The organism is Anaerocolumna sp. AGMB13020, from assembly GCF_033100115.1.
Lineage (GTDB): Bacteria > Bacillota > Clostridia > Lachnospirales > Lachnospiraceae > Anaerocolumna.
In genome coordinates this window covers 4265569-4279047 of record NZ_CP136910.1, presented here as the reverse complement: position 1 = coordinate 4279047, position 13479 = coordinate 4265569, and the positions used below count along the sequence as shown (strand labels likewise).

The 13479-nt window shown below is 40.4% G+C and carries 11 protein-coding genes; 3 read left to right on the top strand and 8 right to left on the bottom strand.

Annotation, left to right across the window (positions count from 1 at the left end):
• Positions 1-31 precede the first annotated feature (31 nt).
• The 3 genes from R2R35_RS17735 (at position 32) to R2R35_RS17725 (ending at position 3810) form a co-directional block, all read left to right on the top strand.
• Positions 32-1315 carry a LysM peptidoglycan-binding domain-containing protein gene (locus R2R35_RS17735; RefSeq protein ID WP_317731167.1) on the top strand — a complete coding sequence of 428 codons (1284 nt, stop codon included), beginning with the start codon at positions 32-34 and terminating at the stop codon, positions 1313-1315.
• A gap of 915 nt (positions 1316-2230) precedes the next feature.
• Entirely contained in the window at positions 2231-2911 is a 681-nt protein-coding gene (locus tag R2R35_RS17730; RefSeq protein ID WP_317731166.1) for a transposase, read from the top strand.
• A complete protein-coding gene (locus R2R35_RS17725; protein ID WP_317734812.1) occupies positions 2866-3810 on the top strand; it encodes an IS3 family transposase in 945 nt (314 codons plus the stop codon). Before R2R35_RS17730 ends, R2R35_RS17725 begins: the two co-directional genes overlap by 46 nt.
• Before the next feature lie 256 nt (positions 3811-4066).
• Here the strand turns inward: R2R35_RS17725 and gatB are convergent, their stop codons facing one another.
• From gatB to R2R35_RS17685, 8 genes are all read right to left on the bottom strand, one after another.
• Positions 4067-5500, bottom strand: coding sequence for an Asp-tRNA(Asn)/Glu-tRNA(Gln) amidotransferase subunit GatB (gene gatB, locus R2R35_RS17720; RefSeq protein WP_317731165.1), 1434 nt, complete (start codon positions 5498-5500; stop codon positions 4067-4069).
• Complete coding sequence (gatA, locus tag R2R35_RS17715) at positions 5497-6948, bottom strand: Asp-tRNA(Asn)/Glu-tRNA(Gln) amidotransferase subunit GatA (protein ID WP_317731164.1); 1452 nt, start codon at positions 6946-6948, stop codon at positions 5497-5499. The genes gatB and gatA overlap by 4 nt, the downstream gene beginning before the upstream one ends.
• A gap of 32 nt (positions 6949-6980) precedes the next feature.
• A complete protein-coding gene (gatC, locus tag R2R35_RS17710; protein WP_317731163.1) occupies positions 6981-7268 on the bottom strand; it encodes an Asp-tRNA(Asn)/Glu-tRNA(Gln) amidotransferase subunit GatC in 288 nt (95 codons plus the stop codon).
• Between the two features lie 206 nt (positions 7269-7474).
• On the bottom strand, positions 7475-8812 hold the full coding sequence (aspS, locus tag R2R35_RS17705) for an aspartate--tRNA(Asn) ligase (protein WP_317731162.1): 1338 nt from the start codon (positions 8810-8812) through the stop codon (positions 7475-7477).
• Positions 8813-9391: 579 nt separating this feature from the next.
• Complete coding sequence (locus R2R35_RS17700) at positions 9392-10399, bottom strand: S66 family peptidase (protein WP_317731161.1); 1008 nt, start codon at positions 10397-10399, stop codon at positions 9392-9394.
• Positions 10396-11610, bottom strand: coding sequence for an LL-diaminopimelate aminotransferase (locus R2R35_RS17695; RefSeq protein ID WP_317731160.1), 1215 nt, complete (start codon positions 11608-11610; stop codon positions 10396-10398). The genes R2R35_RS17700 and R2R35_RS17695 overlap by 4 nt, the downstream gene beginning before the upstream one ends.
• Before the next feature lie 202 nt (positions 11611-11812).
• Positions 11813-12643 (bottom strand): diaminopimelate epimerase, encoded by an 831-nt coding sequence (dapF, locus tag R2R35_RS17690; protein WP_317731159.1) that lies wholly within the window; start codon positions 12641-12643, stop codon positions 11813-11815.
• Between the two features lie 268 nt (positions 12644-12911).
• Positions 12912-13454, bottom strand: a complete 543-nt coding sequence (locus R2R35_RS17685; RefSeq protein WP_317731158.1) for an ANTAR domain-containing response regulator — start codon at positions 13452-13454, stop codon at positions 12912-12914.
• Positions 13455-13479: the final 25 nt, after the last annotated feature.

The following is a 13479-nucleotide window of genomic DNA, read 5'->3' as shown; positions in this document are numbered from 1 at the left end:
AATATACAAACCACATTATGGTGGAGTGCACATGTATATTCACATCGTTCAGCCTGGTGATACAATAACTTCAATTGCAAATGCTTATGGGATTTCGCCTGAAAGGCTCGCGCTGGAAAACGACCTCTTAGAACCGGATAATCTCACCCTGGGGGAAGCACTTTTAATATTGCAGCCTTCTATCACTTATATTGTTCAAAGGGGTGATACCCTTGAAAGCATCTCCCTTTCTCAACAGACGGATATACTGGAACTGCTCCGCAATAATCCATGGGTATCTGACAGGGGACTCTATATAGGGGAAGAAATCGTTATCCGCTATGCTGATACCAGGGCCGCAGCCATAGAAATAAATGGATTCACCTACCCTTTTATTGATAAGGAGGTATTAATAAAGGCTTTGCCATACCTTACCTACCTATCGGTTTACGCTTACCAGGTCACCCGAAACGGAAGTCTTATAGGAATTGATGATAGTGAAGTCGTCAGAATAGCAAGAAGTTATGGGGTTGCCCCTATCATGTTTATAACCGCATCACCGGAAGGGAACAACATAGATACCGAAATTGCCCATATCTTAATTACCAATTCGGAAGTGCAGAAGGCGTTTATAGACAATCTCCTTTTAACACTGGGAAATAAGGGTTATTACGGAATAAACATAGATACCCCTTATATACAGCCGCTGGATAGGCAGCCCTACGTGGAATTTATAAATACAGTAACAAAACGACTTAATCAGGAAGGTTACATGGTATCCATAACAATTGCTCCAAGTACCTTTGAAGCAGCAACCGGAATTACTTATGAAGGAGTGGATTACATCGGATTAAGCAGAGCCGCCAATTCTGTACTATATCAGTTGACCTATGAGTGGAAGGCCCCCACAACTCTTCCTATTAGTGTGCTGCCCTTTGATGCTGTGCTTAACACCATCAATAAAGCAGTTATACAGCTTACTCCACAAAAGAGTATTCTGGGCTTTACAAATATCGGATACCTTTGGGAATTTCCCTATTTTGCAGCAATTACTGAAGCAAATTTTATCAATTATTTTTCGGCAATCGAGCTGGCCAATGATACTGGTTCTGTCATACAGTTTAATGAACCTTCCCAAACCTCATATTTTCGTTATTTAAATAATAACCAAGAATATATCGCATGGTTTAAAGATATCAGAACTCTGCAGCTGTTCTTGTCCTATGCTCAAAATCTAGGAATGCAGGGTTTCTCAGTGTGGAATGTAATGTATTTTATAACTAATACCTGGTTACTAATAAATACACAGTATGAAATCAAGAAATTAGCAATATAAAGTAAAACCCTTCTATTAACAATTGTAAGTAAGAAAAACTATGGCGACAGAAAAGAAATAGAAAAGGTGAAGATATGAAAGAGTTATAGGCACTGAAAGGATATAACTTTTGTTATAACTACTGAATAATCACAGCTACTGATATAGGTTATCGCCACTAATTGATTATAGATGCTGAAATTTTACAGATACTGAAAGATTATAACTGCTGAAATTCTACAGAAAACTGAAAGATTATACCCACTGAAATCTACTGATACTGGATGATTATATCCACTAAAAGTCTACTGATACTGAAAGATTATACCCACTGAAAGTCTACTGATACTGGATGATTATACCCACTGAAAGTCTACTGATATTGGATGATTATATCCACTGAAAGTCTACTGATACTGAATGATTTTACCCACTGAAAGTCTACTGATACTGGATGATTATACCCACTGAAAGTCTACTGATATTGGATGATTATATCTACTGAAAGTCTACTGATACTGGATGATTATATCCACTGAAAATCTACTAATACTGAATGATTATACCCACTAAAAATTTACTGATACTAAATGATTATAGCCTAAAATTACAACATAAAATATTAAGTAATCAATTATAGTCAGATGAGATGACATATATAACGCTAAATTTCTATAGGAATAATAATATTTATATTGATATTATTAATATGATATCAAACATAAAAGCTACTAAAATCATCGTTTCACTACGATTTCAGGCAAATTGTACAAACCAGAAGAACGAATGCGCCTATAGAAAGGTATTAGAAGTCCTTTTCTCTGGATATTTTGCCCTATATGATAAAACAGATTGTTTGAGCGAAGTGATATGCTTCCCTCTAAGTAGACAAGTGAAATAATAAAAAACTTGTTACTTAGGAGGAAGCATATTTTTATGGGAAGAAAAGCTAAGTTTTCTTTCGAAATAAAGATAAATATTGTTCAAAGATATTTATCAGGTAAGACCTCTGCTAATCATGAAGCGCAGTTATTAGGTATCAGCGGGACACGCATTTTGGAGTGGATTTCTTTATATCAATCTTTGGGAGAAGAAGGTCTTATTACTACTTCCCAGAATACCGCTTATTCTTCGGATACAAAAAAAAATGCTGTACTAGATTATCTAAATGGTAAGGGTTCCTATTCTGAACTCTGCAGAAAATATGGAATTCGTTCATCATCCCAACTACGAAACTGGATTTTGAAGTATAATGGTCATGAGAAGCTGAAAGCTTCCGGAACAGGAGGCCCTATTATGACCAAAGGTAGAAACACCACATTTGATGAGCGAGTGGAAATAGTACAGTATTGTATTGCACATAATCACAATTACAGAGAAACAGCAGAAAAACACCAGATATCCTATCAGCAGGCACGCAATTACACCATTAAATATGAATCAGATGGAGTTGAAGCTTTAAATGATAGTCGTGGAAAAAGGAAATCGAAAGAACAAATGAACGAGTTAGAGAAACTCCAGGCTGAAAACAAGATTTTGAGAGCAGAAAAAGAACGAGCCGAAATGGAGGTATCCTTCTTAAAAAAACTCGAGGAGATAGAAAGGAGGCGGTATTAAGCCTGATTCGCCATGAAAGTATTTACCAGGCAATCAAAGAGGAAAACGAAAAATACGGCTATCCTATACATACTTTATGTAAGCTTGGTGGTATTTCCCGCTCTGCATACTATAAGTGGATAAACAGGAATATCCCCGCATGCGAAACCGAAAACAGGCGCATAGCAGATATCATTGAACGGATCCATGAGGAATCCCCAGATAAAGGGTATCGAAGAATCCGGGATGACCTGGAACGGTATCATGATATAAAAGTAAATGATAAACGCGTATTGAGAATCTGCCGGAATCGGAATATAAAATCAACAATCAAGTACTCTAGTTATGGATGTACAAGACAAGCAGTAAACCCATACTACATAGCAGAAAATTTACTCAACCGCGAGTTTAAAGCGGATGCACCCAACAGGAAATGGCTTACCGATGTAACTGAATTTCACTATTACATTGGTATCGAAAAGCATAAAGTCTATCTTAGCGCCATATTTGATTTGTATGACCGTCGGATTGTATCGTACATCATTCGTGACAACAACAATAATTCGTTAGTCTTTGATACATTTGATGCTGCGATTGAGACCAACCCAGGTGTTTGCCCACTATTTCATAGTGACAGAGGATTTCAATATACAAACAGGATTTTCCGTTCAAAAGTTGAATCAGCAGGAATGACTCAGAGTATGTCAAGAGTGGCAAAGTGCATTGACAATGGGCCAATGGAAGGGTTTTGGGGAATTATTAAAAGAGAGCGTTATTATGGAAAACGTTTTACGAGTAAGAAAGCAGTTGTTGAAATGATCGAGAAATATATGAAATACTATAACAATAAACGCTTACAAAGAAATCTAGGTGTATTAACTCCGATGGAGAAACATGAGTTATATCTACAGGCAGCATAAAAAACTGCCAGTAAGTTATACTTTACTGGCAGAAAGATTTATATTTTTTTAATTGTCTACTTGACGGGAAGCAGTTCAAAGCGAGTTATCTGTTTTATCATATGACAAGGGCAAAATATCCAGAGAATTAGGACTTCTTATACCTTGGAATTGAAGCATGAGTTTTCTGGTTTGTGCAATTTGCCGTCCCCTTGTTAAAAAACCAATCCTCAAAAACCCTATTAAACCTGATGAATTCAATATAAAATCGTGAATATCACTGAGCCAATATCTCCTTCAAGATCTTATTAATCATTCCCGGATCCGCCTTCCCTTTCATTTCCTTCATGGTCTGCCCAACCAGGAAACCAAGGGCTTTTTCTTTACCGCTCTTATAATCATTAACAGAAGCAGGATTTTCTGCTACAATTCTTTCTATCGTAGACTTTAAGAGGCTCTCATCGCTAACCATGGAAAGACCCTTTTCCTCTACATATTTAACAGGATCGATATCCTCTTTGAATATTTTCTCAAATACTTCCTTAGCAACGGTTCTATTGATCTTATTATCACCGATGAGCTTAATAAGACCCGCCAGATTCTCAGCACGAAAAGCAATATCCTCCGGTTCTTTCTCTTCTTCCTTCAAAAGACGCATGGTCTCTACCATAAGCCAGTTGGATACTTCCTTTGGCTTGCTGCATAAGCTAACGGTCTCTTCAAAGAGATCTGCCAGATGTTTGGAGCCGGTAATAATTCCTGCATCATATACTGGAATATCATATTCCTTCTCATAACGAAGCATTTTCTCGTCGCGAAGTTCAGGTTGCCTGTTCTTAATTTCTTCCAGCCATTCATCACTGATCAAAATAGGTACCAGGTCCGGTTCAGGGAAGTAACGATAATCCTGTGCATCTTCTTTGGAACGCATGGCAAAACTGGTATCCTTATTATCATCCCAACGTCTGGTTTCCTGAACTACAACCTTGCCGTATTCCAGCATTTCAATCTGACGTTTTCTCTCTCCTTCAATAGCTCTTGCTATGGCTTTAAAGGAGTTCATATTCTTCATTTCGGTTCTGGTCCCAAATTCTTTGGCGCCTACTTCTCTGACAGACAGATTGATGTCTGCTCTTAAGGAGCCTTCCTGCATCTTACAGTCCGAAACACCAAGGTACTGCAGGATTAATTTAAGTTTCTCAAGATATGCAATTACTTCTTCTGCAGATCTCATATCCGGATCACTTACAATTTCAATAAGAGGGACACCGCAACGGTTGTAGTCTACAAGTGTACAGTCCTCCCAGGGATCATGGATCAATTTACCCGCATCTTCCTCCATATGGATTTCATGAATACCCACTACCTTCTTACCGGCTGAGGTCTCAATCTCAATACCGCCGTCATGGCAGATAGGCAGATAAAGCTGCGATACCTGATAAGCCTTTGGAAGATCGGGATAGAAATAATTCTTACGATCGAATTTACAATCCTGATGGATGCTGCAGCCTGTTGCAAGTCCTGCTGCAATTGCAAATTCAACTACCTTTTTATTTAACACGGGAAGGGTACCCGGCATGCCGGTACACACCGGACAGCAATGGGTATTCGGGTCTCCTCCGAACTGGGTGGTACAGCCGCAGAATATCTTAGTCTTCGTTGCCAGCTCTACATGGACTTCAAGACCGATGACAGTTTCGTATGTTTTCATAGCGTCACTTCCTTTCTGCTTTGTTCAAAACCGTAGGCTGCTTTTAGGATATCCTTTTCACCAAAATGCTTACCGATAAGCTGAAGACCAACAGGCAGCCCCTTACTGTCTACACCACAGGGAAGACTGATAGCCGGAAGCCCAGTTAAGTTAACGGATACCGTATAGATATCTCCAAGATACATCTGCAAAGGATCTGCCAGGCTTCCGCCGATTTTAGGTGCTGTGGTAGGCGCTGTAGGCCCTAGAATGATATCATATTTTTCAAAGGCTTTATCAAAGCCTTCTTTTATAATTGCTTTTACTCTTAAGGCTTTGTTGTAATACGCATCATAGTAACCGGAGCTTAATACGAAGGCACCTATCATCATTCTGCGCTTAACTTCATTGCCGAAGCCTTCGCTTCTGGTCTTTTTATATACTTCCTGAAGTCCATCGAAATCAGGTGTACGATAGCCATATTTGATACCATCATATCTGGAAAGGTTGGAGCTGGCTTCTGCCGAAGCAATTACATAATAAGCCGGTATGGCATATTCCACCGCCTCTAAGTCAAACTCTTCAAGAATCGCTCCCTGCTTCTCCAATTCCTTTGCTGCTGCTAAGATGTTTTCTTTAACCTCATCTGAAAGACCGTTTCCTAAATACCCTCTGGGTATACCTATCTTCATCCCCCTGACGTCGCCGTCCAGTGCTTTCAGATATTCATAGCTCTTTGTGGGTACACTGGTGGAATCTTTCCTGTCATGACCTGAAATAATATCAAGGGCTGCCGCGCAGTCAGCTACGTTCTTACCTATCGGTCCTATCTGGTCCAACGAAGAGGCATATGCTATCAGACCGTAACGGGATACGGTGCCGTAAGTCGGCTTAATACCCGTAACACCACAGAAGGAACTGGGCTGACGAATAGACCCTCCGGTATCAGATCCCAGTGCATAAAAGGCTTCCTCTGCGGCTACCGCTGCGGCTGAACCACCACTGGAGCCACCTGGAACGTAATCTGTATTTCTGGGATTTTTGGTAATTCCAAAATAGGAGGTCTCTGTGGTGCTTCCCATAGCAAATTCATCCATATTTGTCTTTCCGATTATAACAGCTCCCTGTGCCTTTAACCGCTCTACAACCGTTGCGTTATAAGGAGGAAGAAAGTTATGCAGAATCTTGGAACTGCAGGTGGTCTTGATACCTTTGGTGCAGATATTGTCTTTCACAGCTACGGGCACGCCTGCCAGAGGAGCATTGTCAAGTTCACCGCTGTCAATTCGCTTTTGAACCTCTGCTGCTTCTGCAAGGGCACTGTCCTCCAAAACAGAAACATAACAGTTATATTCTGAGTCCTTCTCTTTGATTCTGTCTATCTGGAGCTTTACCGCTTCGGATACGGAGATTTCTTTCTCTTTGATTTTTTTCCCTAATTCCAGGGCCGATAATTTGGTAATATCCATATTGTCCTCTTTCCTGAATACTCAATCTTTGTTTATTCCACTGTTTTAGGAACCATAAAGCAGCCATCCTTTTTAGCAGGTGCATTTTGTAACAGACTGTCTCTGTCCGGTCCGTTTAATACTTCATCTTCACGAAATACATTATGGATGGGGAATACATGGGACATGGGTTGTATCCCCTCTGTGTCCAACTCATTCATGGTAGTCATATATTCTAATATGCTACCCAGGTCAACCTTCGCTTTTTCTTTTTCTTCCTGTGTCAGTTCAAGCTTTGCAAGGGCTGCCACGTAATCTATGGTCTTATCTGTAACTTCCATTATTTCCTCCTGTCTGACTTTTCTTTTTATAAGGGCTTCTAATTCATGCAAAGACAATTATACATTTTAACTTATTACCTGGAGAGTATTTATACGGTTCTGACTGTCTGCTTTGCGGTGTGCTGCTTCTCATCATTTATAAAAATTAAAAATTGATACAAATTGAGGTTTAAATCTTTCGATGCACTTAAACACTCCACCTACTATTAAGGTTCCAATCTTGATACATCTCTTGGGAAGAGAGTGGTTTCTCTTACGTTCTGCTCATCTAAGAGCTTCATGGTAAGACGCTCCAGACCAATTCCAAGTCCTCCGTGAGGCGGCATTCCGTGCTTGAAAATCATCAGGTAATTGGTGAATTCCTCCGGGTCCATTCCTCTTTTCACCATCTTATCCACCTGCTCTTCATAGTTGTGGATTCTCTGTCCTCCGGTGGTCACCTCCATGCCTTTGAATAACAGGTCAAAGCTTAAGGTAAATTTATTATCTGACGGGTCATCCATTGCATAGAAGGGTCTCTTTTTAGAAGGATAATGCGTTACAAATACAAAATCACTGTCGTGCTCCTCTTTAAAATACTTGCCGATCAGAATTTCTTCTTCCGGTTCCAGATCATATGGATTCTTTATCTTGCGGTCATATTTTTCTGCAACCAGCTGTTTTGCTTCATCAAAACGCACGGCAGGGATATTGTCTGCTGCTGGCAGTTTCACATCTAATAATTTCAACTCTTTGGCATATTCTTTCTTTAAGAATTCAAAGGTATAGGTAAGCATTGCTGCTTCCATATCCATAATATCTTCAAAGCCGTCAATATAACCCATTTCAAAATCAAGGCTGGTATATTCATTCAAATGCCTGGTAGTGTTATGCTTCTCCGCACGGAAAACCGGTGCTGCTTCAAATACCCTGTCATAGATTCCAACCATGGTCTGCTTGTAGAACTGAGGGCTCTGTGCCAGGAAAGCTTTCTTACCGAAATATTCCAGCTTAAATACATTGGCTCCGCCTTCTGCATTACCGGCAACAATCTTTGGGGTCCTTACTTCCGTAAAATGATTTTGGAACATAAAGTCACGAAATCCTCTTACTAACCCCTCCTGAATCTTAAAGATGGCTCTTTCTCTGACATTTCTTAATGCAATGGGCCTTAAGGATAATTTCGTCTCCAAAGAAGTATTTAGCTTCCATTTACTGATTGGCAGCGGCATGGTAGAATCTTTTGCAGGTTCTGATAATACTCTGATATCAGTAAGACGGACTTCAAATCCGTTGGGAGCTCTGTCTTCTGTTGCTGCAATTCCTTTTACCTCGAGAGTCATTCCCTCTTTTAAGGCTTTACCCTCTAGTCCCTTTACCTTACTGTCGGTAACACACTGTACCAGCCCTTCATATTTACGCAATACCACAAAGGAGATCTCTCCCATATCTCTAACCGTATGAACGAATCCTCTTAAAACAACCTCTTTACCAAACCACTCTCCGGTAAGTATATCACTAATTTCTAATACATCCTTTTCTTTGATTCCTTTAACAAATTCCATGATGTTCCTCCTCTGAAACAAAAAAATAAGTCCCGGATAATTATGTGCAAAAACACATAATTATCCGGGACGGGAATTCAACAGCGGCTGCAAAAAAGGCAATCGTCTTACGTTAAGAGTTAACCCGCGGTACCACCCGCGTTGAAAGCATCCGCTTTCCTCTCAAGCACATAACGCGTGCCGCGCATGGACCTACTGCAAGTTCGTTTATTAACATACACCAGATACTGGCTTCATCTGTTAAATCAACTCTGCTTCTTCAGCTCACGAGCTCCAGAGTGTTCCTTCCAATAGCTATCACCAAAGGCATGCTCTCAGTCGGTGGCACGCCATTCCTGTCTATAAGTGAAATCCCTAAAGGTCAGTCTCTATCTCAGCCTTTATAAATATACAAGAATTACTTTTAAGCTATATTATCACAGAAAATATTATCTGGCAAGGGGTAAATTTTACTTTTTCACGCTAAATTATTAAATCACATGAAATCAACTCTGCTTATGCTTTCATGTTTTGTAACTTCCTCTTTTGGATTACAATAAAAACAGACTATGGAATTGTAAGACAAATTGTCAGAGTGTCCTATCGATATTCCATCATTAATTTTCCCTTGCCATCCTTATATTGAAAAGTTCCCATACTGCCGTTGATTACCGTAAAGCTTGGAGCCTTATGTCCGATATCAGCCTCCAGGATAACAGGAACATCCTTTAACACAGAAGTCACTGCTTCTTCATAGGTTATTCCGTAATTCTCCTCATAGAACGCAGGTCTTCCAAAGATGAAACCTTTGGCATACTTAAACCAGCCAGCCTCTTTTAACTGCCACAAACCTCGCATGAGACTATCACTGTTAAGAGCAAAGCTTTCCAGATACCAGAGGATGCCCTCCTCCTTATACTTTTCCACAAATGCAGCGGTCCGGTCAAAACGGGTACCGCACAGATTCAGGAGTACATCCAGGCAACCGCCTAGCAGACGGCCGGTCAGAGGTATTCCTTCTTCTCCAGACGCCTGTCTTAAAACAACCGGTTTTGTCAGTACATAACCTTCCAGACCTGTGGGCTGGTCATAAAAACCATCTTCATACAGATCAAAGCTGTTCTGTACAATACGCTCACCGGTTATAAGCTTTATGTTATCCGTAAGGCTTTTATGCCATTCTTTCATACCAAAATCATTGAAATTACCGCCATACACAGTTGCAATATCACAAAGGGTAGTTATAGTAAAGGTAAGGCCGGTATTGTCTGAATAACCCTGATACCAAACTGGATGTTTTCTGATGCTGTCAAAGTCAAAGAAGGACAGCATTTCCATAAGAAAATCTCCTCCTTTGGCCCCGATAATCCATTTTACATCCTTTTCACGGATAAAAGCTTCCAGTTCATCTGCTCTGGCTTTTCCGTCACCACTTCTGCCCTTGATGCTGTTACGTATAAGAGCTCCCTCAAGAACCTGAAAGCCCATGTCTTTCAGGTTCCTGATTCCGTTATCCAACCGGTTAAAATCTGTTTCTTTACGGTTGCCGTCGGAGGGAGCTGCTATTGCTATAAAGTCCTTTTGTTTTAAGAATTCCGGGTAAATCATAATTTCTTGATACGCTCTATGGCTTCTACCGTATTCTCATAGGTGCCAAAAGCAGTCAGACGGAAGTATCCCTCGCCGCTGGGTCCAAAACCTGAACCGGGAGTTCCAACAACATTGGCGGTATTCAGCAGATAATCAAAGAACTCCCAGGAGGTCACCTTATCAGGTGTCTTAAGCCAGATATAAGGCGCATTTACGCCACCGGACACACTGTAGCCGGCACTTTCAAGACCTTCCTTGATTACTTTTGCATTGTTCATGTAATAAGCTATCTGTTCCTTGGTCTGTTTCTTTCCTTCTGCACTGTAGACTGCAGCACCGGCAGCCTGAATAATATAGGGTGCCCCGTTGAATTTGGTTCCGTGACGTCTTGCCCATAAGCTGTTAAGCATAACATCTCCTGCTTTTAACTCCTTGGGAATTACGGTAAAGCCGAGTCTGGTTCCGGTAAAACCTGCATTTTTGGAGAAACTTCTTAGCTCGATGGCACAGGTCTTTGCTCCTTCGCATTCATAGATTGTATGAGGTACATCCTCCTCCGAAATATAAGCTTCATAAGCAGCATCATAGATGATCACCGCACCGATACGATTCGCATAATCTACCCAGTCCTGTAATACAGCCTTGCTTACAGTAGAACCTGTAGGATTGTTCGGATAACACAGATAGATAATATCAGGATCTTCTTTTGGAAATTCAGGTACAAAGTTATTCTCACTGGTGCAGGGCATATAAATAACATTGGTCCATCTGCCGGTGTCTGCAAGATAGTCTCCTGTTCTGCCAGCCATTACATTGGAATCTACATATACCGGATATACGGGATCGCAAACGGCAATTTTATTATCCTGTGAGAAGATCTCCTGGATATTTGCGGAATCACTTTTAGCTCCGTCACTTACAAAGATTTCATCCAGGGCAATTGTTACACCTCTTGATTTGTAGTCATTTTCTGCTATAAGACTACGAAGGAAATCATATCCAAGATCCGGTGCATATCCTTTAAAGGTGTCTTTGCTTCCCATTTCATCGGTTGCCTTATGCAGAGCATCGATTACTGCCGGAGCCAGAGGAAGCGTTACATCACCAATACCTAAACGGATTATCTTCTTATCCGGATTGGCATCACCAAAAGCTTTGACTTTCTTTGCAATATCGGAAAATAAATAGCTTCCCGGCAGTTTCAAATAATTATCATTGATTTTAAACATCTTTATACCACCTGCGCGTTGCGACACGCAATTTAATCAATAGTTGAATACGCATTTTTTTATTCAACCTGGCTTTCTTTCTATTTTATATAAGCTGTTGCACAGGCTTTCTTGTTAAATGCAATCGTCACAGGAACAATTATAGATAACTCCACATTACTTCGTAAACCTCTGGCAACCCTTTCATAGCTTTCAAATTGAATCAGAGCAATTCACCTTCAAATACCGTGACAGCAGGCCCGGTCATAAATATTCTGTTCTTTTCTCTGTCATAACGAATTGTCAATTCACCGCCCAGCAGCTTAACCTTTACCTCATCCTCTGTAAGTCCATTCAGGATGCAGGCATAAACACTGGCACAAGCTCCGGTACCGCAGGCCAGGGTCTCACCTGAACCTCTTTCCCATACTCTCAATTCAATGTTTTTTCTGTCAATTACGTGAATAAACTCTGTATTGGTTCTCTGGGGAAACCATTCGTGATGCTCAAATAATGGGCCAATTTTCTCGATTTCAATATTCTTTGTGTCCTCGACAAATACGATGGCATGAGGATTTCCCATGGAGACACAGGTTATACGGTAATCCTTATTTCCCACGTGAATAGGTTGGTCAATTACACTATCCTCCTGACTTTTTACAGGAACCAAAGAGGGCTCTGTAATCGGATTTCCCATATCAACCGTTACCTCTGTTACTTTACCGTCTATCGTCGTCAGTGACAGGTACTTGATACCGGCACCGGTTTCTATGGAGATTTCTTTTTCCTGGGTTAAGCCGTAATCATACACATACTTTGCCACACAACGGATCCCATTTCCGCACATACCGGAGGAAGAGCCGTCGGCATTATACATATCCATCATAAAATCCGCTTTATCGGAAGCTTTAATGAGTATCAGGCCATCAGAACCGATACCGAAATGTCTGTCACTGACAGCAATGGCCAAGGCAGACGGATCAATTACTTTCTCTCTCAGGCAGTTCACATAGACATAATCATTTCCGCAACCATGCATTTTTGTAAATTTCATAAATACCTCCGTTAACACTAATAATTTCATTCTACCCGCTGAACGGCTCTTATTTTTTATATAACTTAACACCTTCAGCATACAGATATGATGTTAACTACTATTTTAAATAACATTTCCTGACGAAAATACTTCAAAAATGCTATATGTATTGCATATAATGCTGTTACCTTACCCAGAATAACTTGTCCCTTCGATTATAAAAGGAAAGGGGTTATGGTAAATAAAAGGATACATAAGCACTCCCTATTTTACCATAGCCCCTATCCTACATCAAGCTTAGAATCATTTCAGCCATTTCAACCATATTGGTGCCGCTGTCCATACTGTTCTTCTGAATATATCTATGTGCTTCTTCTTCTGTCATATTATTTCGTTCCATCAATACAAGCTTGGCTTTGTTAATGACTTCCTTCTCCGCTTCTGTTCTGAGTTTCGGTTTATCCTTCTCTTTTTTCCTGCGTCGAGAATAATTGTAAAACATCATTTGAAGGGTATTCACAAGGTCGGTCATTTTAATTGGCATACTGAGACAGACAATATTATTATCCGTACATTCTTCCAATTTGTTGGGGGAGGCTATGAGAAGCATCTCAAAACCTTTGGGCAGATATCCGTTTAGCTGGCTGTAATGCATGTCAGAAAAACGGTAACCACATACTACAATACCGTCATCCAACTCATTTGCTATGGTTACAACCTGCGCCCCGGTGGTGCAGGTTGCATTGACATCGTATCCATTTCGTACCAGTGCATTTTTAATGCTCACGGTATCTTCCATTTTAGGGAAAGCTATAATTATACTGGGCACATTCGATCACCTCCACGCTTTTTAT